Annotated in this window: 21 protein-coding genes; all 21 read right to left on the bottom strand. The window is 68.4% G+C overall.

The genetic code is table 11. From position 1 onward, the window contains the following. Positions 1-89 precede the first annotated feature (89 nt). The gene (locus RAB71_RS10180; protein ID WP_010340784.1) at positions 90-1,676 is read right to left on the bottom strand and encodes a calcineurin-like phosphoesterase family protein; all 1,587 of its coding nucleotides are present in this window, start codon (positions 1,674-1,676) and stop codon (positions 90-92) included. 268 nt (positions 1,677-1,944) lie between these two features. Next, positions 1,945-2,793, bottom strand: a complete 849-nt coding sequence (locus tag RAB71_RS10175) for a sulfotransferase (RefSeq protein ID WP_010340783.1) — start codon at positions 2,791-2,793, stop codon at positions 1,945-1,947. After that, positions 2,787-3,491 carry an SDR family NAD(P)-dependent oxidoreductase gene (locus tag RAB71_RS10170; RefSeq protein ID WP_010340782.1) on the bottom strand — a complete coding sequence of 235 codons (705 nt, stop codon included), beginning with the start codon at positions 3,489-3,491 and terminating at the stop codon, positions 2,787-2,789. The genes RAB71_RS10175 and RAB71_RS10170 overlap by 7 nt, the downstream gene beginning before the upstream one ends. Then, the gene (locus RAB71_RS10165; protein ID WP_010340781.1) at positions 3,488-4,243 is read right to left on the bottom strand and encodes a hypothetical protein; all 756 of its coding nucleotides are present in this window, start codon (positions 4,241-4,243) and stop codon (positions 3,488-3,490) included. The genes RAB71_RS10170 and RAB71_RS10165 overlap by 4 nt, the downstream gene beginning before the upstream one ends. 5 nt (positions 4,244-4,248) lie before the next feature. After that, entirely contained in the window at positions 4,249-5,595 is a 1,347-nt protein-coding gene (locus RAB71_RS10160; protein ID WP_010340780.1) for a coproporphyrinogen-III oxidase family protein, read from the bottom strand. Further along, positions 5,592-5,873, bottom strand: coding sequence for an acyl carrier protein (locus RAB71_RS10155; RefSeq protein WP_010340779.1), 282 nt, complete (start codon positions 5,871-5,873; stop codon positions 5,592-5,594). The genes RAB71_RS10160 and RAB71_RS10155 overlap by 4 nt, the downstream gene beginning before the upstream one ends. Continuing rightward, positions 5,866-7,218: an AMP-binding protein gene (locus RAB71_RS10150; protein WP_041500122.1), complete on the bottom strand. Its 1,353-nt coding sequence runs from the start codon at positions 7,216-7,218 to the stop codon at positions 5,866-5,868. The genes RAB71_RS10155 and RAB71_RS10150 overlap by 8 nt, the downstream gene beginning before the upstream one ends. Further along, on the bottom strand, positions 7,215-7,763 hold the full coding sequence (locus tag RAB71_RS10145; protein WP_010340777.1) for a hypothetical protein: 549 nt from the start codon (positions 7,761-7,763) through the stop codon (positions 7,215-7,217). The genes RAB71_RS10150 and RAB71_RS10145 overlap by 4 nt, the downstream gene beginning before the upstream one ends. A gap of 200 nt (positions 7,764-7,963) precedes the next feature. After that, positions 7,964-9,244 carry a hypothetical protein gene (locus tag RAB71_RS10140; protein WP_010340776.1) on the bottom strand — a complete coding sequence of 427 codons (1,281 nt, stop codon included), beginning with the start codon at positions 9,242-9,244 and terminating at the stop codon, positions 7,964-7,966. An 11-nt stretch (positions 9,245-9,255) separates the two neighbouring features. After that, a complete protein-coding gene (locus RAB71_RS10135) occupies positions 9,256-10,128 on the bottom strand; it encodes a CCA tRNA nucleotidyltransferase (RefSeq protein ID WP_199774626.1) in 873 nt (290 codons plus the stop codon). Positions 10,129-10,130: 2 nt separating this feature from the next. Beyond that, on the bottom strand, positions 10,131-10,907 hold the full coding sequence (locus tag RAB71_RS10130; protein ID WP_010340774.1) for an ABC transporter permease: 777 nt from the start codon (positions 10,905-10,907) through the stop codon (positions 10,131-10,133). Positions 10,908-10,967: 60 nt separating this feature from the next. Then, positions 10,968-11,642, bottom strand: a complete 675-nt coding sequence (locus tag RAB71_RS10125) for a GrpB family protein (RefSeq protein WP_010340773.1) — start codon at positions 11,640-11,642, stop codon at positions 10,968-10,970. 274 nt (positions 11,643-11,916) lie between these two features. Then, the gene (gene hisIE, locus RAB71_RS10120) at positions 11,917-12,540 is read right to left on the bottom strand and encodes a bifunctional phosphoribosyl-AMP cyclohydrolase/phosphoribosyl-ATP diphosphatase HisIE (protein ID WP_010340772.1); all 624 of its coding nucleotides are present in this window, start codon (positions 12,538-12,540) and stop codon (positions 11,917-11,919) included. Continuing rightward, the gene (gene hisF / locus RAB71_RS10115; RefSeq protein ID WP_010340771.1) at positions 12,530-13,306 is read right to left on the bottom strand and encodes an imidazole glycerol phosphate synthase subunit HisF; all 777 of its coding nucleotides are present in this window, start codon (positions 13,304-13,306) and stop codon (positions 12,530-12,532) included. Before hisF ends, hisIE begins: the two co-directional genes overlap by 11 nt. Next, on the bottom strand, positions 13,300-14,034 hold the full coding sequence (hisA, locus tag RAB71_RS10110) for a 1-(5-phosphoribosyl)-5-[(5-phosphoribosylamino)methylideneamino]imidazole-4-carboxamide isomerase (RefSeq protein ID WP_010340770.1): 735 nt from the start codon (positions 14,032-14,034) through the stop codon (positions 13,300-13,302). The genes hisF and hisA overlap by 7 nt, the downstream gene beginning before the upstream one ends. Beyond that, entirely contained in the window at positions 14,031-14,633 is a 603-nt protein-coding gene (gene hisH, locus RAB71_RS10105; RefSeq protein WP_010340769.1) for an imidazole glycerol phosphate synthase subunit HisH, read from the bottom strand. The genes hisA and hisH overlap by 4 nt, the downstream gene beginning before the upstream one ends. A gap of 28 nt (positions 14,634-14,661) precedes the next feature. Beyond that, positions 14,662-15,735: a bifunctional histidinol-phosphatase/imidazoleglycerol-phosphate dehydratase HisB gene (gene hisB, locus RAB71_RS10100; protein ID WP_010340768.1), complete on the bottom strand. Its 1,074-nt coding sequence runs from the start codon at positions 15,733-15,735 to the stop codon at positions 14,662-14,664. Next, positions 15,732-16,832: a histidinol-phosphate transaminase gene (hisC, locus tag RAB71_RS10095; protein ID WP_010340767.1), complete on the bottom strand. Its 1,101-nt coding sequence runs from the start codon at positions 16,830-16,832 to the stop codon at positions 15,732-15,734. Before hisC ends, hisB begins: the two co-directional genes overlap by 4 nt. After that, positions 16,829-18,124, bottom strand: coding sequence for a histidinol dehydrogenase (gene hisD, locus RAB71_RS10090; protein ID WP_010340766.1), 1,296 nt, complete (start codon positions 18,122-18,124; stop codon positions 16,829-16,831). The genes hisC and hisD overlap by 4 nt, the downstream gene beginning before the upstream one ends. Next, positions 18,121-19,035, bottom strand: coding sequence for an ATP phosphoribosyltransferase (gene hisG, locus RAB71_RS10085; RefSeq protein WP_010340765.1), 915 nt, complete (start codon positions 19,033-19,035; stop codon positions 18,121-18,123). The genes hisD and hisG overlap by 4 nt, the downstream gene beginning before the upstream one ends. Positions 19,036-19,044: 9 nt before the next feature. Beyond that, positions 19,045-19,371 (bottom strand): YerC/YecD family TrpR-related protein, encoded by a 327-nt coding sequence (locus RAB71_RS10080; protein ID WP_010340764.1) that lies wholly within the window; start codon positions 19,369-19,371, stop codon positions 19,045-19,047. Positions 19,372-19,616: the final 245 nt, after the last annotated feature.

Below are 19,616 nucleotides of genomic sequence, written 5' to 3'. Positions count from 1 at the left end.
GCCGTCCCAGCCCAGGACAGCGGTTGAAAGAACCTAGATCGCGACTGAACTGGCGTCGCCGGGACACCAGCGTCGCACCCGCGGCGCGTTCAGGGCGACGCGTCCTGCAACCGATAGCTGGTGCTGGCGCGCTGCTCGCCGCGCCAGCGATCGAAGGCGCGAACCTCGATCCGGTGTGCGCCGACGCTCAGGTCGGTGGGCAGGACGCCGCGCCACAGGTGTTCCGACGGCGTGGCTTCCGGCGAACGGTCGTAACCACGCAACGCGTCGGCGGCATCGTCGCGCGCGTTCTCCGCGAGCAGGTCCGGATCCGGCTGCCGGACGTGCCGCATCGGCTTCCAGGGGCCGCCATCGAGACGGTACTCCACACGTGTGTCGTCTTCGCCCATAAACACGTTCGCGTACACCCCCCAGGCCGGGTAGGCACCGCGGCGCAGCACCTTGGGCGCATGCAACTGCAACTGCGGATCGCCGGCGGCGCGCGCGGCGTGATAGGCGAGCGCATAGTCGCCGCCGCGCTTCACGGTCAGCACGGCATAGCCATTGGGCGTGCCGTCGGACATCGTCGTCACCGGCACGCCATCGGCGCCCTTGACGCCGGACCAATAGGCGCCGCAAGCGGCGCCGACGTTGTACTCGTGCAGCGGGCTCGCGCCCTGCCAGCCGTCGGCGGCGGTGTAGTACATGTGCCGCTGGGTGTGGCTGTGCGCGGTGAGCACCAGCACGTGCGGGAAGTCCTTCAGCAGCGCGAACAGCCGCGCACGGTCGGCATGGCGGAAGGACTCCTTGCCGGGGACCGCGTCGAACAGGTGGATATGCATCCCCAGCACCAGCAGCCGATCCTTGGGAACGCTCGCCAGGTAGGTCTGCAGGAACGCGAACTGATCCTCGCGCAAGCCGCCGATGTAATCGGGCTGGCGCTGCGGCTGATAGATCACGTCGTCGAGGAACACGAAGCTGGCGCCCCCGTCCTCCACCGCGTAGGTGTCCGGGCCGTAGATCGCGCGCCAGCTAGCCAACGACCCCAGGTCGTCGGCCGCGTCGAAATTCAGGTCGTGGTTGCCGGGCACGTGGAACCACGGCACGCCCAGCTTGACGGTTTCGGCGTTCAGCGCGGGAAACAGCGACAAGTCGTCGCTGACCAGGTCGCCCAGCGTGGTGCCCAGGCGCGCCTGGGTCTTGCCGACCAGCGGGGCGACGATCGCGCGGGCGTAGTAGCCGACGTCGGTCATCGAGGCGGTCTGACTGTCGGCGAAGACCAGCACCTCGGTGCTGTCGGCCTTGGGCTGCGCGCGCAGGGCGAAATCCCAGTGCTCGGTGGCGCCGGTCGTCGGCGCGATCCCCGGGTACTTGAGCTTGGGCGAGCCGGCCGGCGCGTAGTGGCGCCAATAGGCAGGCAGACCGTTGCCTGCGCTGGCGAAGGTGTAGCCATCGGGCTTGATCACGAAGACCGTGCGTCCCGGCTCCACTTGCAGGGAGTAGCGCCCCTGCGCGTCGGTGCGCACGATGTGCACGCCATCGGAGACCTGCACGCCGGCGATGCCGGGCTCGCCATCGCCACGTCCCGCATGGCCATCGCGCTCCTGGTAGACGCTGCCGCTGATCGTCGCCGGCTGCGCCAGCACGGGAAGCGCGGCGGTCAACAGGCAGGTGAGCACGACGGCACGCAGCAACATGGTCAATCCCGGGAGCAAGCGAAACCGCCATTGTAGCCATTGATCACGGAACGACGGTGACCGCGACCGGACGGTCCAGCGCACAGCCAGCGGGCCGGCGACGTCCTGCACAGCCACGCCCAACGGTTGGGCGGACGCAGGCGATCAACGCAGCCGCAGCCCGGCGCTCGAGGCGGCTGGGCGCCCGAGGTCCGCTCAGGCGTCCACCCGAAGACAGGCTCCCCTGCCCTGACCCGCCACGCGGGCGATCATGTTCCCGGCGCCCCTGTCAGGCAGCTCGCCACGCGTCAGGCCATGGCCTGTCCGCTGCCAGCGCGAAGCCGGCGTTGCGTTCCTGCGCATGGTGGCGCAGACGTGTGCGCAGCGCAGCGGGGATCGCAACGTCCGCCTTGCCGGCGTGCAATCGGGAGGCAGCGGGGTTCAGCTTCCGGCGGAGATGATCGGGCAGATCGCGCAGTTGCTTCGTTGCCATGCGACGCACCGCCTCGCGTGCCTGCCGGGCATCGAAGCTCACCGGCGCTTCCTGGTCGATGCCCAGCCAGCCGCAAAGATCGCGAAACCCCGCCTGCGGCGACGCGTACATGTCCTCGTAGGTCAGCACCCGCAACCGCTCCCTGGGAAAGAAGCTGCGCCAACGCGACAGTGGCCCGGTGACGTCCAGCAAGTTGAGGTAGTGCAGCCCGAACGGAAAATACGTGTTCGCGAAACGTGCCTCGCTCGTGCGGAACACGGCCGCCTCGGGATTCGAGTCGGCTTCGTTGCCCGTCCGCAGATACAGCGCATACAGGCTGAGCAGCATGTCGGCCGGGCTTCGCAGCAGCAGCACGATCCGCGCGTCCGGATGTGCCCTGGCGATCCGTGCCGGCGCCTCCTGGCTGTAGAAGTACCAGACCGACGCTTCGGCGCGATAGCGCTGGTCGCCCGCAGCAGCGAACAGGCGCTGGTAGTCCGCGGGATCGGAGACGGTGTGCGGCTGTGCGGGCAGGTCCGCGGCGTAGAAGTGCGGCTCCTTCAGCACGGTCGCGTAGACGTCCGGATGCTGCTTGAGCGCGGCGAACAACGAGGTGGTCCCGCATCTCGGCGCGCCGATGACGAACAGGTTCGGCGCCTTCACCACGGGAAAACCGCCTTGTCCTTGTAGAACTTGCCGGTCTCGCCGCCGCCATCGGCCAGCCACAGGATGGTCTCGGCCCCCTGCTCCGGCGAGCGCGGCGCGGCGATGCCGCCGAGCTTGGTCCTGACCCAGCCCGGGGTCATGCAATTGACGCGGATGCCGCGGTCGGCGAGCTCCATGGCCAGCGCCTGGGTCAGCACATTCAATGCCGACTTCGAGCTGCGGTACGCCAGGTTGTTGCCTTCGATCTTGGTCGAACTGCCGTGCCCGCTGGAGACATTGATGATCTGCGCCTGCGGCCGCAACTGCATCAGGGGCAGGACCAACTGGATCAGCCGCCACGGGCCGAAGAAGTTGACGTCGAACGTCGCCCGCGCCTGCGCCTCGGCTTCCGTACTGGGCGTATCGCGCACGCCCACGGAGACGCCGGCATTGTTCACGAGCACGTCGACATGCCCGTGGGCTTGTGCGATGACGTTGACCGCCGCGGCCATCGACGCTTCGGAGCAGACGTCCAGCTGGATCGGCGTCACCCCGCTCAGCTGGCGGCGCGCGACCACGGCCATGCCATCGGCCAGATTCCGGCACCCCATGTACACCTGCATGCCACGCTCGGCGAGGCCTTCGCACGTCGCCAGCCCGATCCCGCGATTGCCGCCACTGATGAGGGCGACGCGATCGCCGCTGCGCGTCTGCGTCATTGCACACCTGCCCGGTATTCCGGAAAGCGATTGAACAGGAAGGCCTCCTTGCGCGCGACGAAATCGCGCAAGCGATCGTCGAAGTAATCGCGTGCGTGCGGGCGCGCCCGCGCTTCGTGGGCCTGATCCGGCAGGACCCGGTCGTGCTGTCGGACGCACCTGGACAGCGCCGCATCCGCACCCAGCCGTTCGAGGTAATCGGCGAGGTCGTCGTTGAGCGTCTCGGTGCGCAGGAACTCCACCAGATACTCATGCGCCTGCAGATGGCCCCGGTCCAGGTCCTGGTCGACGATGCCGGCGAATACGCGCTTCGGGTCCCGGCAGAAGAAGCGGATGAACTGCTCGGTATGCCATCCGATCGCACGTTCGGCCGGCAGCTTCGGCGTGTCGTAGCCGCTGGGCATGCCGCGATGCACATTGACGAAGAAACGATTGGCGATCGCGACGAACTCCCCGAAACCGACCTGGGGATACGCCGGGAACTCCTGCTGGATCCGCGCAGGATCGCAGTATTCCTGCGGATGCGTCTTCCACCAGCCATAGTGGTACTGCGAGACATAGCGCTCGAACGGCGAGCGCATGACCGAGAGGATCGGCTTGCCCCGGTCCGCGTCCGGGATCTCGTCGCAGGTACCGTGCTTGCGCCCGGTTTCGACCGCCCGCGGGCCATACGCACGTCGCAGCATCTCGGTGATGAATGTTCCGCCCGTCTTGGGCATATGGATGAAAACGAAATCCGGCGTGATCAGCATCGTGGTCAGGCTCTCAGCGGCCCGGCCTTTCCGGTGAGCTTGCGGCGCAGTCCGGCGCCCAGATAACGGCCGCAGTAGTCGCCGTAGAGGATGCCTTCGTCGGTCAGGCGCAGGCGCTCGTCCTCGAGCGTGACCAGGCCCTGCTGCTGCAGGTGCGCAAGGTCGTCGGCGAGCGTCGTGTCCAGCTGCACGCCGTGCCTGTCGCGGTAGGCGCCGAGATCGATCGCGGTCGTCTTCAGCCCCATCACCAGGTCGCGCAGCATTTGGTCGGCGCTGCTGATCTCCAGCACCCGCTGCGTCGGGATCGCACCGCGCTCGACGCGGTCCAGATAGGCATCGATCTCGGTGACGTTCTGCCGGCTGCGTCCGCCCACGGTGCCGAACGCCGATGCGCCGAAGCCATACAAGTCTTCGCCGCGCCAGCGGCTGATGATGTGCCGTTGCGGATACTTCCCTTCGCGGGTGAAGGTGAAATAGGTGGACGGCAGATAGCCCGCCTCGCGCAGCCGCGAAAGTCCCCAGCGCGCAAACGCTATTTCCTGGTCCGGGCCTGGCAGCGTGAGCGTGCCCTGGCGGACGTCGTGCATGTAGTGCGCGTTGGAGTACAACTCCATCTTGTAGACGGTGACCGCATGCACGCCGAGGGAGATGGCACGGTTGATCGAATGCTGCCAGCTGCCCATCACCTCGCCTTCGAGCCCGGACAGCAGATCCACATTGACCACGGCACCGGTCTTCAGCGCTCGCTCGATCGCCCGCGAGTTCTTCTCGTCGGTATCGTGGCGACCGGTCAGGGCGACCACGCGGTCGTCGAAGGACTGGATGCCGAAGCTGATCCGGTTGACGCCCAGGTCCGCCAACCCATCGATCATGCGGTTGTTCAACGTGATCGGCTCGATCTCGAAGACGAACTCGGGCGCATCGAGCACGAAGCACTCCTCGATCTTGCGCTTGATGCGGCGCAGCTGCTCGGGCTGGATCACGCTCGGCGTGCCGCCGCCGAAGTAGATCGACTTCACCGTGCGTCCGCGCAACCGGTGCGCATCGGCGACCAGTTCGATCTCGCGGCACAGCGCGTCGACATAGCGCTCGCGGACCGCATGCGAGGAGTCGGACAGGATCTCGATCTTGAAGAAGCAGTAGCGACAGCGCTGCAGGCAGAACGGGATATGGAAGTACAGATGCAGCGGCTGTTCGGCCAGGAGATCGGCGTCGCCGGCCGACTTCCAGTAACGCTGAGGCGGCCACGCCACCACGAAGCCGTCGCGGTTGGGCAGTTCGTTGCGATAGTCCGGCGGCGGCAGGGGCGGACCACGCGCATCGTCGACCAGCGCGATCGTGAGCTCGGTCATTGCGCCGCCTCGGCCGTGCGCGCCGGCAGGCGCATGAGCACGAGCGAGGCCACGCTGTCCAGCGACCTGAACGTATCCGACTCTAGGTCTTCGTCCAGGATGCGGATCGGGAAGCGGCGCTCCAGATGGTTGATGAACTCCGCCATGCTGATCGAATCCAGCGCAAGCCCGTCTTCCAGGAACGACGCCCCATCCGGGATCTGCTCGTAGCGCACATTGAGATCCAGGTCCTCGGCGATCAGCCGCTTCAAGGTGTCGACGATCTGGGGCTTATCCATGGCAGTAGTCCTTGATGATGGTCTTCCGGTCGGGCTTTCCGCTGCCCAGACAAGGCAGATCCGAAACGAGCGTGTAGTGATCCGGCCTGGCGAAGGCCGGCAGCGTGATCGACGCATGCTGCTTGAGCACGTCGACGGTCAGCGTGGGGTTGGCAGGCTTGACCACGGCCGCGATCGCCTTGCCCGCCGTGGTGTCTTCGTCGAGCACGATCGCCACGGCCTGCGCGACGTCGGGCCACGCCATCATGGTGCTCTCCAGATCGGCCAGGATCAGCAGCTTGCCCGCGCGGTTCAGGCTGAGATCGGCGCGGCCGCGGATGCAGAAGCCACCACTGTCATCGAAGGCCGCGATGTCGCGCGTGTCCCAGACGGCGGGAAACGCCGTCAGTTCGTCCTGCTGGGCCAGATGCGTGGCGGCGTGCGGATGGGTCACCAGCAGATTACCCTGTCCGGCGCTGGTGTCTGCGATGCATGCGGACACGCCCTCGAGCGGACGCAACGCCCCGGGCGCATTGGGCGCGGAAATCGCGACCACACCCAGTTCGGAACTTCCGTAGAGGTCGAAAACGCGATTGAAGACCTGCTGCGCCTGCGCGTGCAGTACCGGCGGCGTCGCGTCGCCGGCAAGCACCAGGCCGCGACAGCCGACGACCGGGGCGTTCTTGCGCTGCAGCAGCATTCGCAACAGATGCGGGGTGGAATAGACCCAGGTCGGCCTTGCGGCGCGCAGCGCATCGTTGAAGCCCAACAGATTGGCCTTGGGCAGCAGATGGATCTGCGCACCGGCCAGCAATGCCGGCAGCAGCGCCGCGCCGAGACCATACATGTGATGCAGGGGAACGGTGATCAACACCCGATCGTCGGCGCCGAGTTGCAACCGGCGCAGCACCATGGCGCTGGTCGCCAGCAGATCGTCGTATGCATGCCAGATCACCTTGGGCGCCCCCACCGTGCCCGAGGACAGCACCGCCAAGCCCGCGGGCCACTGCGCATGCCCTGCCGGTGGCGGGAGGATCTGCAGCGGCGACGGCGCAGCGCCACCTTCGACCGCCGCACCGACATGCACATCGCACAGCGGCGGTGGCGCCGCGTTGCCTGCACACAGCAGCAGCGAATGCCCATCGACAATGGCGGCCAGCAAGTGCGACAGCATCTGCAGATCGTCGACGCCCAGCATCGCCGCCCGCGTGCACCCGCGCTTGGCCTTCCAGCGCTCGCGCCCGCTGTGCAGCAGGTCCTGCAGCGTCGCCCGCGCTCCATTCAGGTGCACCACGCTGCCGCTGGCGGCCAGCGCGCCGCGCCAGTCGCACGCGGGCGCGTCGGCGCACTCGACCGGCGTCATCATGCGCGCTCCAGCGATTCGTTGTTGAGGATTTCGCTGACCTCGACGCAGTCGAGGCCGTTGAGTTTCATCGCGTAGCGCCGCGAGAGCGCCCAGGTCGAGTCGGTGCGGAGACTGCGAGGTGCAGGCACGGCAAGCGTCTCCAGGTCGGTCTTTTCGAGGAGACCACGATCGTGCGGATCGAACAGCTTGCCGATTCCTACGCTGCCGTCGAGCAGCTTCCGCCGCTGCTGCGCATCGACGCAGGACAGGCGGATCGACGATTCGGCGACCAGGAGGATGTTGCGTGGATCGCGCACGTAAAGGCGGGAACGGCGGCACAGGACCTCGCCTTCATTCGCCCGCGCTTCGATATGCTGATCGAGGACATGGACCTCGACGGGCGATCCGGCGAGCGCCTCCAGAAAGAAGGTGGTGGAGCCGCGCAAGGCCAGATAATCGTTGAGCCGTCGCGAGGGGACGGCGTCGGCACACCATCCATCGGCATACGCGTCCGCAGGGCGCGGGTCCGGAAAGGCGGTCCAGGAGGCCAGCAAGTGCGAGGTCATATCCGTCCTTGAAACATGCTGCCGGCCGCAGACATACGGCTGTCAGATGCACAACCAATAATTGTGCATTTCCTTATGCTGTAGGGGCTGTGGCCCGAGTATATTCAGAAGAATTTGCGAAATTCAACGCACCTTTCATCCGCGACTCGAAAATGTAGACAAGTGACGGCGTCGATGCGGGCGCGGCAGCGCACTCGATCTCATCGCGTTCGCGGTGCGAGCACCGTCTCGACGGATGCGGAAAATACCCATGCGGTGTCTCGGCACGGCTGCGCGTTGGGATCGTAGCCGCCCACGTACAGCATTCCTGGTTCGAATGGCGAGGCCGCGAAGCTGCGTGCGGCAAAAAGCGGCGTGGACGGCGCCAGATCCGCAGATTCGATCCGAGCGAGCGTATGCCGCTGCCCGTCCGGATCGCGGATCAGATACCAGGCGTCGCGGGCCCAGCCGTCGGGCGGATGCATGTCGTCGCGGGCACTGTCGCTGGCGCCAACGCCTGCGAGCAGCAACGTCTGTGCGCTGGCGGGATCGCGCACCGGCGTGAAGTCGTCGTAGGCGACCACGCCAAAGGCCGGGCGCTTTCCCCAATGCGCGCCCAGAAACTCGAGGACATCCAGTTCGAGGGTCTCCCTGAAGTCGTCCTGCGGATCGATCCGGACGATGCGGCAACGGTCGCCTTCCAACGCCGCCAGCAACACCTGCCCCGATCCCGAGGGATGCGGCACGCCCATGAGCCCGCGATATCCGCAACTCGGAAAGATCAGCGGTTCGGCGATCGTATGCACGCTCTCCCATCGCGGCACAGGGCCGTCGATGCGCCGATAGATGTCCGGCCTGATGCTGCAGTACAGGACCCCATCGCATTCGGTGAAGGCCATGGGACGGCGCCGGTAGCCGCTTAGCTCGGCCTGTCGGTCCCAGCGGATCTTGCCTGGCGCGTCCGGATCGTAGCTGCCGCTGAAGATGCCGAGCGGCAACGTGCCGACGAAGACGCGCTCCTGCCCGGTCACCGTGTCGCGGTGGACGAAGAAGCTGCGCGCGGCGGTCAGGCCCGCCCCGCTCCCCAGGTGCGTGCGCGCCCACGTCCCGATGTCGTCGTCGAGGCAATCGACATACACGGCGCCCTTGTTGTTGGACGGCCCGGCGAGCAGCAGCGAGACGGGCACATCGAGCGGTCGCCCGCGTTCGTCCTGGGTAAACGCCACCGACCTGAGCGTTGCCCGCCAGTAGTCACGGTCGTAGGCGTGCACCTGGCGCCATTCGCCGTCGGCCCGATCCAGCATGGCGACCTGGGCGCCGACCGGAGGGTCGCCTGGCAGGTAACGGTTGTGGGAATAGGACAACAGCGAAAACAGCTTTCCTCGATGCGGCACCAGATGCAGCACTTCGGTGCCACCGAGCAGGTGGCCGTCGCCGTCGCGCATCCCGGCTTGGAAGACGCGCCGGAACGGTGCCGACATCGTGGCGATGGATGCGTGCATGCAGGTCTCCCTCAGCCGAAGAAGGCGTCCAAGGTCTCGATGGAGGCGGCCTGGCGGGCGTGCGCATAGAGGACGCCCTTGAACGCTGCCTGCTGATCGCGCTCCACGCGCAGCTGCTCCGATGTCCATCGACGAATGCGCGCGCCCATGCCCTGGATGTCGCGATCGGCATGGCTTTCCAGATACTCGAGCACGTTCGACGTCGGCGAATAGCCGCGACTGAGGAACTGGGCAATGCGGAAGGTCATCCGGTAGCTCGCCGCCAGCACGTGCGGATGGGCGATGATCCGCAGGGATTTTTCGCGCAGATCCTGAATGCCGCACCGCAGAGGATCGCGCAGCACCTGGTTTGCGCAATCGTAATAGAACGCATTGACCGAAAAATCGCGCATCAGCGCGTCTTCGACCAGATCCGAACGCGCGACGAACGTCGTCGTCCACATGTCACTGCCCTGGACATCGCGCCAACTGCGCAGGATGTTGAGATCGACCGCGCCTGACGCGGGGTCGCCCCAGCGCACCACGCCGAAGCGGTCGTTGCGCATGCGCACCGCAGCCTCCGCATCGGGATAGGCGTCGCGCAGCAGGCGCAGCGCCTCGTCCACGCCGCACTCCAGCGCCAGATCGATGTCCTTGCCAGGCAGGCCCGCCAGCCAGTCGCGTGGCGCACCTCCGACAACGAAAACGCGCTTGCCGTCACGGCCCAACACGGCGACAAGGTCGCGCACGCGCACGTCGTATCGGGTGTCCCGATACACCGGTTGATCGAGTGCTGCTTCCACCAGACCTGGCGCAAGCGCGGCATCGCCGATGTCCATGTCGCGAGCTCCCTGGTCCTGACGACCGATCGTCACCGCTGCGTCCCGCGCATGCTTCACCGCCATGCTCAGGATCTGACGCCGACACCTCTGCCGAGCAACGTCAGCGCGAAAGCGCCCAAGCCTATAATGAACATCAGCATGACCACAAGCGAGGTGCCGACGCTCGCTGCGGTGTCCGCGCCCAGCACGCCATAGCGGAACGCGCTGATCATGTGCATCAATGGATTGATGCGCGCAATGCTCTGCCAGGGCTCGCCCAGCAGGCCGATCGGGTAGAACACACCACCGAGATAGGACAGCGGGGTCAGCACATAGGTGGACACATGCGCCGTGTCGTAGAAATTCTTCGCGTAGATCGCGACGATGACACCGACCAGCGAAAAGATCGTGGCCGCCAGAAGCGCCGAAAGAAAGACGATGAACGGATGCGCGACCTGCAGTGCGGTCATCGGCAATGCGATCAACAACACCAGCCCCCCGACGAGCAGGCCGCGCACCACCGCCGCGGCCACATAGCCCAGCAGGATGGTCCATTCGTGCATGGGCGACACCAGCAGTTCCTCGATCGCGCGATTGAAGCGGATGAAATAGAACGCGTTCGACGCATTGGCGTAGCTGTTGGTGATGACGCACATCATCACCAGGCCCGGCGCGATGAAGTGCAGGTAGCTGACGCCGTCGACGGTTCCGATCCGGGTTCCGATCAGCTTGCCGAAGATCAGGACGTACAGCACCATCATCGTCAGCGGCGGAACCAGCGTCTGCACCCACATCCGGAACATGTGCGCGATTTCGCGTCGAAACAGGGCCTGCAGCGCGATCAGGCTGTGCGAGGCCTTCATGCCGCACCGGATCGCATCTGCAGATGACGCCGGGATTCCTCCAGGAGGGATGCCGGCATGTCAGCTCCCCTGGCGCCACGCATTGGCGCGTGCGGTAATCCGCACCACGAGGACTTTCTTGAACACGCTGTAGTCCAGCCAGGTCTGGCCGGGCACCGCCGCCAACGCCTGCTTGAGCTCCAGATAGCGCTGCCGCTCTTGCGGAAACGCACGCAGGAAATCGCGGAAATTGCGGATGTCGGTGAATCGGGGATTGTCGGCGGCGCAGGTATGGACCACGAACGCGCGATCGCCGGCCTGCCCGATGCGCCAATGCCAGGAGAATCCTGCATCGATCGGGCTTTCGCCATATGCCTGATAGCCGAGTTCCGACAATATGCCGGACTGCCGTTCGGCCGACAGCGATGCGCCGCGTGCCATCGCGATGTCCAGGATGTTCTTGCTCGGCAGGTCCGGGATCGCCGTGCTACCGATATGCTCGACACCCAGCACATCCTCTCCGGCGAACGCGTCCAGCAGCCGATCCTTTTCCTCTTCGAATGCGCGCGGCCAGTTTGGGTCGTAGTGGCTCTGCATGTCCAGCGTCAACGCCGGCGGGCGCACGCGCGCGTAGCGGCGCACAAGGTGTTCGACCGTCTCGGCGCCCAACTCGCTGGGCTGCACCTGCGCCTTGAGTCGCCTGATGACGCGCGCCAGCTGCAGGGCGCCCCCGAGATCCTGGGCGTCGGGGCTCATAGGCCGACACCGGCGGACCGCACAGGGAGCGCACTACCCGCAGCGAGGCGTGATGCATCCAGCCGACTTCCCATTGCATCTCCATTGCACGCCAGTTGATCGCCGCGAACGCAGTTCGCGGCCTGAACATCCGCGTTGGTGCTGCCATCTTGGCAGCGCATTCGCACGTGTCCGCATGCTTATCAATGGCATGCGGGCTGTCAAGCGACATCAGACCGGCAGGGCGGCTGCGATGTAGACAAGATGGGCGACGCCTGACGCGGCGTCACCTGGACTACCAGTGCCGCGCTTCCAGCACCGCCACCGCATCGGCCAAGCCCAGGCCGCGCGCGCGCAGCAGCACGGTCAGGTGGTAGAGCAGATCGGCGGATTCGCCGAGCAGTTCGTCGTCGCCCTGGGCGACGCCGGCCAGCGCGGTCTCCACGCCCTCCTCGCCCACCTTCTGCGCGATGCGCCGCGTGCCTTTCTCGAACAACTGCGTGGTGTAGCTGCCGGCCGGCCGCTCGCGCTCGCGCTGCGCGACCAGGCGGTCGAGCGCGCCCAGGAACTGGCCCGGTGCCTGCGGGAAGCAGCTGTCGCGGCCGAGGTGACAGGTCGGCCCGCGCGGATGCGCCAGCACCAGCAAGGTGTCGCGATCGCAATCGGTGTCGATCGCCACGACGTCCAGCACGTTGCCGGAGCTTTCGCCCTTGGTCCACAGCCGCTGCTTGCTGCGGCTGTAGAAGGTGACCTGGCCGCTGCGGCGCGTGGCCGTCAGCGCCTCCTGGTTCATGTAGCCCAGCATCAGCACGCGCAGCGTGGCGGCATCCTGCACCACCACCGGCAGCAGGCCATCGCCCTTGCCCCATTCCAGCGCCGCGTCGGCGGCGTCCGCATCGTGGGAATGTTCATGCGCCATCGCGCACCTCGATCTGTCGTTGGCGCAGGAAGCGCTTGAGTTCGGGAATGGGAATCGCGCCGCTGTGGAAGACGCTGGCGGCCAGCGCGCCGTCGACGTCGGCACGCTCGAACACGTCGGCGAAGTGCTGCATCTCGCCCGCGCCGCCGGAGGCCACCAGCGGCACCTTGCACAGGGCGCGCACCTCGTGCAGCTGGGCGATGTCGTAGCCGCGGCGCACGCCGTCGTTGTCCATGCAGTTGAGCACGATCTCGCCGGCGCCCAGGCGCTGCGCCTCCACCACCCAGTCCAGGGTGCGCACGCGCAGCGCCTGGGTCTTGCTGGGATCGCCGGTGAAGCGGCGCACGCGCCACTGGCCGTCGTCCTCGCGGATCGAATCGATGCCGACCACCACGCATTGCACGCCGAAGGCCTCGGCCAACTCGGCGATCAGCGCCGGCCGCTCCAGCGCCGGCGAATTGATCGAGATCTTGTCGGCGCCGGCGTGCAACACTGCGCGCGCGGTGGCGACGTCGCGGATGCCGCCGGCCACACAGAACGGGATGTCCAGCAACCGTGCCACCTTCTCGACCCAGGCGTAGTCCACCGAGCGCCCTTCCGGGCTGGCGCCGATGTCGTAGAACACCAGTTCGTCGGCACCCTGGTCGCGGTAGCGCAACGCCAGTTCGGCGATGTCGCCCATGTCCACGTGGTCGCGGAACTTGACGCCCTTGACCACGCGCCCTTCGCGCACGTCCAGGCACGGGATGATGCGCCGGCTCAGCATGCCAGCGCCTCGTCCAGGCGCAGCCGCCCTTCCAGCAAGGCCTTGCCGAGCACCGCGCCGGCGCAGCCGGCCTCGCGCGCGCCGCGCACGTCGGCGGCGTCGCGGATGCCGCCGGAGGCCTGCACCGCCAGCGTCGGCGCGAGCTGCCGCAGGTGCGCGTACAAGGCCAGATTCGGCCCGGACAGCATGCCGTCACGGGCGATGTCGGTGCACAGCAGATGCACCAGCCCGGCCGCGGCGTACTCGCCCGCCAGCGTATCCAGGCTCAGCGACGAGGTTTCGGTCCAGCCGTGCACCGGCAGGCGCCAGACGCCGTGCGCGTCCTGGCGGCTGTCCAGCGCCACCGTGATGCGCTCGGGACCGAACTCGGCCAGCCATTCCAGCACCGATTCGCGATCGCGCACCGCCAGCGAGCCGATCACCACGCGGCTGGCGCCGGCCTCAAGCAGGCGCTGCACGTCGGCACGCGAGCGCACGCCGCCGCCGGTCTGCACCTGCAGCCCGGTCTCGCTGCGGATCCGCTGCAGCAGCGGCGCCAGGGTGTAGCCGCCGGCGCGAGCCGCATCCAGGTCGACCAGGTGCATCCACTGCGCGCCGGCCTCGGCAAAGGCCTGCGCGCGGCGCAGCGGATCGTCGCCGTAGTGGGTCTCGCGGGCGTAGTCGCCCTGCGCCAGCCGCACCACGCGGCCGTCGCGGATGTCCAGGGCGGGATAGACGACGAAGCTCATGGGAAATCGGTCTCGAGGAAGTTGCGCAGGATGCGCGCGCCGGTGTCGGCCGAGCGCTCGGGATGGAATTGCGCGCCGCAGCGGCGACCATGCTGCACCACCGCGGTGAACAGGCCGCCATGATCGCAGGCGGCGACGGTGTCGCCTGTGACCGGTGCGGCATAGCCGTGCACGAAGTAGGCGCTGGCACCGTCCGGCACACCCGCCAGCAGCGACGACGGCCGCAGCGGCAACAGCCGGTTCCAGCCCATGTGCGGCACGCGGATGCCCAGCGCCGGCGGCATGCGCCGGACCACGCCGGTCAGCAGACCCAAGCAGTCGACATCGCCCTCCTCCGAGCGTTCGAACAGCAACTGCATGCCCAGGCAGATGCCGATCAGCGGCACCTGTAGCGCGCGCAATGGCTCGATCAGACCTTGCTCTTGCAGCCGCGCCATCGCGTGCGGCGCGGCGCCGACACCCGGCAATATCACCCGGTCCGCGCCTTGCAGTCCGGCGGCGTCGCGCACCAGCCGGGCTTCCACGCCGAGGCGTTCGAGCGCGTAGCGTACCGAACCGAGGTTGGCGCCACCGGCATCGATCAGGGCGACATCGCTCATCGCACGCTCCCTGCGAAACCCGCGCGCATCACAGCACGCCCTTGGTCGAGGGCAGCGCTGCGCCCTCGCGCTTCAGCGCCTGGCGCAAGGCGCGCGCCAGCGCCTTGAAGCAGGCCTCGACCTTGTGGTGGTCGTTGTCGCCGCGCACGCTCAGGTGCAGGTTCAGCCCAGCGGCGTCGCACAGCGAACGGAAGAAGTGCGGCACCAGTTCGGTCGGCATGTCGCCGACCCGCTCGCGCTTGAACTCGCCTTCGAACACGAAGTACGGACGCCCGCTGAAATCCAGCGCGGCGCTGGCCAGGGTCTCGTCCATCGGCAGGGTGAAGCCGTAGCGACCGATGCCGCGCTTGTCGCCCAAGGCCTGGCGCAGCGCCTGGCCCAGCGCCAGGCCGGTGTCCTCGATGGTGTGGTGTTCGTCGATGTGCAGGTCGCCTTCGGCATGCACGTCCAGGGCGAAGCCGCCGTGCTTGCCGATCTGCTCGAGCATGTGGTCGAAGAACGGCAGGCCGGTGGCGCAGTGCGGGTCGCGCGCCTGGTCCAGGTCCAGTTCCACCGCGATGCGGGTTTCCTTGGTGTCGCGCTGCACCCGCCCACGCCGCGGCGCATCGGCCAGTTCGTGGGCGATGCCGGCCCAGTCCCACTCGCCGCCGAACTGCGCGGTGCGCAACTGGAAGCCGCGGATGCGCAGGTTCTCGGCGAACTGGATGTCGGTGACGCGGTCGCCGACCATCGCCGAGCGTGCCCAGTCGATGCTGCGGTCCTGCAGGTACGGCAGCATCAGACCGATGCCGGGCTTGCGCGTGGGCGCATTGTCGGCCGGCCAGCTGCGGTCGACCAGCACCTCGCGGAACACGATGCCCTGGCTGGCGAAGATCTGCAGCATCAGGTCGTTGGGGCCGTCGAAGGCGGCCTGCGGATAGGCCTCGCTGCCCAGGCCGTCCTGGTTGGTGACGATGACGAACTGGTAGCCGGCGTCGCGCAGCTTGAGCATCGCCGGGATCACGCCCTGCACGAAGCGCAGCTTCTCGTAGGCGTCGATCTGGAAATCGGCCGGCTCCTCGATCAGGGTGCCGTCGCGGTCCACGAACAGGATCGGGGTCATGCCGCGGCCCTCCACGCCTGCAGCGCGCCGAGCACGCGCTGGTTCTGCGCCGGCGTTCCCAGGGTGATGCGCAGTGCGTCGCCCAGGCCGGGCGCGGCGCGCTGGTCGCGCACCACCACCCCTGCCGCCAGCAGCGCCTGGAACGCGCCCTCGGCGTCGTCGAAGCGCAGCAGCAGGAAATTGCCCTGCGACGGATACACCTGGCGCACGCCGGGCAGCGCCGCCAGCGCCGCCTGCATGCGCGTGCGCTCGGCACGCACCTCCTGCACCCGCGCCGCGGTCTGCCGCAGCGGTTCGGGCTGCAGCGCGGCCAGCGCCAGCTGCGTGCACGGCGCCGGAATCGGATACGGCGCCTGGCAGCGCCGCAGCACCGCGATCAGCGCCGGATCGGCGATCACGCAACCGATCCGCGCCGCCGCCAGCGCGTGCGCCTTGGACAACGTGCGCAGCACGGCCAGGTTGGCATGGCGCGCAAGCAAGGTCGTTGCCGAGGCCTCGTCGGAGAACTCGCCATAGGCTTCGTCCACCACCAGCACCGCACGGCCCTGCAGACGCTCGGCGGCGCGGGCGATGTCGGCCAGCGCGATTGCCGCGCCGCCGGGGTTGCCCGGCGAGCACAGGAACACCAGCTTGGCCATCTGGCTCAGCGCGGCGTCCACCACCGCGTCCACCTCGGTGAGCAGGCCTTCGGCGGTATCGCGCAGCGGTACCTCGACCACGCGCGCGTTCTGCAGCCGCGCGCAGACCGCGTACATGCCGAACACCGGCGGGGTGATGACGATGGCATCGCGGCCCGGCTCGCACAGGGCGCGCAGCAGCAGGTCGATGGCCTCGTCGCTGCCGCGGCCGAGCAGCACCTGTTCCGGGGCGCAGGCGTACAGCTGCGCCAGCGCGGCGCGCAGCGCCGGCGGCTGCGGGTCGGGATAGCGGCGATTGCCGGCGTCGCCATCGGCGGCGTTGGCCCAGGCCGACTCGTTGGCATTGAGCCAGATGTCGCCCTGCAGCGCGCTGCTGCGTGCGGACGAGTAGCCGGCGAAGTCGCGCAGATCCGGGCGGACCAGCGCCAGCACGGCGCGCGCATCGGAGGCCGCGCTCATGCCGCCTTCTCCATGCGCAGTGCCACCGCATTGGCGTGCGCGTCCAGGCCCTCGGCACGCGCCATCAGCACCGCGCAGCCGCCGATCGTGGCGATGCCGGCAGCGCTGGCGCTCTGCACGCTGACGAAATTTTGGAAGCTGGCCACGCTCACGCCGCTGTACGCGCGCGCTGCGCCGCTGGTCGGCAGCACGTGGTTGGTGCCGCTGCAGTAATCGCCCAGCGCCTCGGGGGTGTAGTCGCCGAGGAATACCGAGCCGGCGGCCTCGACGCGGTCCAGCCAGTCGCGCGGCGCGCGCAGCGCCAGGATCAGGTGTTCCGGGGCGTAGCGGTTGCTGATGGCGAAGGCGTCCTCCAGCGTATCGACGCGGATCAGCCGCGACGCGGCCAGCGCCTGCCGGGCGATCGCCGCGCGCGGCAGCGTCGCCAGCTGCCGCTCCAGTTCGTTCTCCACCGCCTCGATCAGCGCGGCGCTGTCGGACAGCAGCAGCACCTGCGAATCGGCACCGTGCTCGGCCTGCGACAGCAGGTCGGCGGCGACGAAGGCGGCATCGGCGCCGGCGTCGGCGATCACCAGCACCTCGGACGGGCCGGCCGGCATGTCGATCGCCGCCGCGCCGGCCTGGGCGATTTGCTGCTTGGCCTCGGTGACGTAGCTGTTGCCCGGGCCGAACAGCTTGTCGCAGGACGGCACGGTCTCGGTGCCGAAACCCATCGCCGCGATGGCCTGGGCGCCGCCGAGCTTGAACACCCGGTCCACGCCGCACAGGGTCGCCGCGACCAGCACCGCCGGGTCGGCCGAGCCGTCGGCGCGCGGCGGCGTGCACAGCACCACCTCGCGGCAGCCGGCCAGTGCCGCCGGCACGCACAGCATCAGCGCGGTCGACGGCAGCGGCGCGCTGCCGGCCGGCACGTACAGGCCGACCCGCCCGATTGGCCGGACCACGCGCTCGCAGACCACGCCCGGCGCGGTCTCGATCGCATACGGCTGCGCCATGCCCGCACGGTGGAAGGTGTCGATCCGCGCCGCCGCCTCGGCCATCGCCCCGCGCAGCGGCGCCGGCACCGCCGCTTCGGCGGCGGCGAACTCCTCGGCGCTCACTTCGAGCGTCTCCAGCACCACCCCGTCGAAGCGCGCGGTAAGCTCGCGCAACGCGACGTCGCCGCGGCTGCGCACCGCGTCCAGCACCTGCGCCACGGCGCTGCGAGTCTGGTCGGCGACGCGCTGCACCGGCCGGGTCAGCGCCTGGGTGCGCTCCTGCGCGTCGAGCGCGCTCCACTCCAATCGATTCATGCCAGCGACCGCTCCACCGTCAAGACCATCAACCCCTGCGCGCCTGCGCGCTCCAGTTCCTCCATGCGTTGCCAGGTGATCGCGCCGTGGCACATGGTCTGCAATTGCAGCGGGCCGTCGGCGTCGCCGGGCAGTTGCACCAGCGGTTCGGCATCGGGCAGCAGCCGCGCCAGGTCGGCGACGCGTTCGCGCGCGGCGCGGAACATCAGCAGCTTGCTGTCGCGCAGCTTGAGCACGCCGTCGAGCCGGCGCAGCAGCATCGCCGCCAGGCCCGCGCGGGCGTCGGCCGGTTCGCGGACCGGGCCGGCCAGCACCGCCTCGCTCTCCAGCAGCGTCTCCACCGGCTTGAGCTGGTTGGCCGCCAGGGTGGCGCCGCTGGACACCAGATCGCAGATCAGGTCGGCGGTGCCCAGGCGCGGCGCGATCTCCACCGAGCCGGACAGTTCCACCACCTGCGCGGCGATGCCGCGCGCGTCCAGCCAGTCGGCCAGCACCGCCGGGTAACTGGTGGCGATGCGCAGCCCCTGCACCTGCTGCGGGCCGCTCCACTCCCAGCTCTCCGGCACCGCCAGCATTAGCCGGCACTGGCCGAAGTTCAGCCCGCGCAGGGCGCGATAGGCCTCCGGCAAGCCGTTGCGGCGGCGCTCGCCGGCCTGCTCGTCGAGTTCGTTGCGGCCGACGATGCCGAAGTCGCACACGCCGTCGGCGATCAGGCCGGGAATGTCGTCGTCGCGCACCAGCAGCAGGTCCACCGGCAACGATTCGCCGTAGCAGAACAGCTTGTCGCGGCTTTCGCGCCAGCTCAGCCCGCAGGCGGCCAGCACCGCGCGGGCCGGCTCGGCCAGGCGGCCGCTCTTCTGGATCGCGATACGCAGCCGGTCGCGGGCCGGTGCTGCCAGGGAAGCACTCATCAGGACATCTCAGTGGGAATCGGAGGGGCGCGCCGTCTGCCGGCGCAGCGCCGCGGCATAGCCGCCGGCGCCGTATTCCAGGGTCCGTGCGACACGGCCGATGGTGGTGACGCTGACCTGGGTCAGGTCGTGGATCTCGCGGTACGGCACGCCCTTGAGCAGCAGCGGCACCACCCGCCAGCGGTCCGCCATCGCTTCCAGCTCGGCCGGCGTGCACAGGTCCTGCAGGAACGCCGCCACTTCCTGCGGCTTGCCGAGCTGGGCCAGGGTACGCGCCAACGCCTTGAACGAGGCGTCGCCATCGCGGTCTGCTGCAGGGACGGGACGTTGTTTCATTGCGCTAATGTAATAGCACACTGTTACAAGGTCAAGCCTGCGTGGGTCGCAACGACCTGGCATTCAGCCTCCGGGCTATCCTGTTGCGGGTTCTGGCGCCCTACGCGTTGCCGCGATCCGGCCTCACGCCGCGTGCAGACGCCACCGGCAGCGCATGGAAGGAGTACCCGGCAGCCGCTAGGATCGGCACTAACCGCTGCCCCTTCTGGAGTGCCGCATGCGCCATGCGTGTTTTGCTGCTCTTG

It is taken from the genome of Xanthomonas sacchari (assembly GCF_040529065.1).
In the GTDB taxonomy this organism is placed as follows: Bacteria; Pseudomonadota; Gammaproteobacteria; order Xanthomonadales; family Xanthomonadaceae; genus Xanthomonas_A; species Xanthomonas_A sacchari.
Note: the sequence above shows the minus strand (reverse complement) of the source record. Positions and strands in the feature narration are given on the sequence as shown.

Excerpts from the sequence above, each read along its gene's own strand:
- hisG (WP_010340765.1), bottom strand. The coding sequence starts at position 19,035 with ATGAGTGCTTCCCTGGCAGCACCGGCCCGCGACCGGCTGCGTATCGCG.
- RAB71_RS10130 (WP_010340774.1), bottom strand. The coding sequence starts at position 10,907 with ATGAAGGCCTCGCACAGCCTGATCGCGCTGCAGGCCCTGTTTCGACGC.
- hisD (WP_010340766.1), bottom strand. The coding sequence starts at position 18,124 with ATGAATCGATTGGAGTGGAGCGCGCTCGACGCGCAGGAGCGCACCCAG.
- RAB71_RS10125 (WP_010340773.1), bottom strand. The coding sequence starts at position 11,642 with ATGAGCCCCGACGCCCAGGATCTCGGGGGCGCCCTGCAGCTGGCGCGC.
- hisA (WP_010340770.1), bottom strand. The coding sequence starts at position 14,034 with ATGAGCTTCGTCGTCTATCCCGCCCTGGACATCCGCGACGGCCGCGTG.
- RAB71_RS10080 (WP_010340764.1), bottom strand. The coding sequence starts at position 19,371 with ATGAAACAACGTCCCGTCCCTGCAGCAGACCGCGATGGCGACGCCTCG.
- RAB71_RS10155 (WP_010340779.1), bottom strand. The coding sequence starts at position 5,873 with ATGGATAAGCCCCAGATCGTCGACACCTTGAAGCGGCTGATCGCCGAG.
- hisB (WP_010340768.1), bottom strand. The coding sequence starts at position 15,735 with ATGACCCCGATCCTGTTCGTGGACCGCGACGGCACCCTGATCGAGGAG.
- RAB71_RS10165 (WP_010340781.1), bottom strand. The coding sequence starts at position 4,243 with ATGCTGATCACGCCGGATTTCGTTTTCATCCATATGCCCAAGACGGGC.
- RAB71_RS10135 (WP_199774626.1), bottom strand. The coding sequence starts at position 10,128 with ATGGCGGTGAAGCATGCGCGGGACGCAGCGGTGACGATCGGTCGTCAG.
- RAB71_RS10160 (WP_010340780.1), bottom strand. The coding sequence starts at position 5,595 with ATGACCGAGCTCACGATCGCGCTGGTCGACGATGCGCGTGGTCCGCCC.
- hisC (WP_010340767.1), bottom strand. The coding sequence starts at position 16,832 with ATGAGCGCGGCCTCCGATGCGCGCGCCGTGCTGGCGCTGGTCCGCCCG.
- RAB71_RS10145 (WP_010340777.1), bottom strand. The coding sequence starts at position 7,763 with ATGACCTCGCACTTGCTGGCCTCCTGGACCGCCTTTCCGGACCCGCGC.
- RAB71_RS10180 (WP_010340784.1), bottom strand. The coding sequence starts at position 1,676 with ATGTTGCTGCGTGCCGTCGTGCTCACCTGCCTGTTGACCGCCGCGCTT.
- RAB71_RS10170 (WP_010340782.1), bottom strand. The coding sequence starts at position 3,491 with ATGACGCAGACGCGCAGCGGCGATCGCGTCGCCCTCATCAGTGGCGGC.
- RAB71_RS10140 (WP_010340776.1), bottom strand. The coding sequence starts at position 9,244 with ATGCACGCATCCATCGCCACGATGTCGGCACCGTTCCGGCGCGTCTTC.
- hisH (WP_010340769.1), bottom strand. The coding sequence starts at position 14,633 with ATGAGCGATGTCGCCCTGATCGATGCCGGTGGCGCCAACCTCGGTTCG.
- hisIE (WP_010340772.1), bottom strand. The coding sequence starts at position 12,540 with ATGGCGCATGAACATTCCCACGATGCGGACGCCGCCGACGCGGCGCTG.
- RAB71_RS10150 (WP_041500122.1), bottom strand. The coding sequence starts at position 7,218 with ATGATGACGCCGGTCGAGTGCGCCGACGCGCCCGCGTGCGACTGGCGC.
- hisF (WP_010340771.1), bottom strand. The coding sequence starts at position 13,306 with ATGCTGAGCCGGCGCATCATCCCGTGCCTGGACGTGCGCGAAGGGCGC.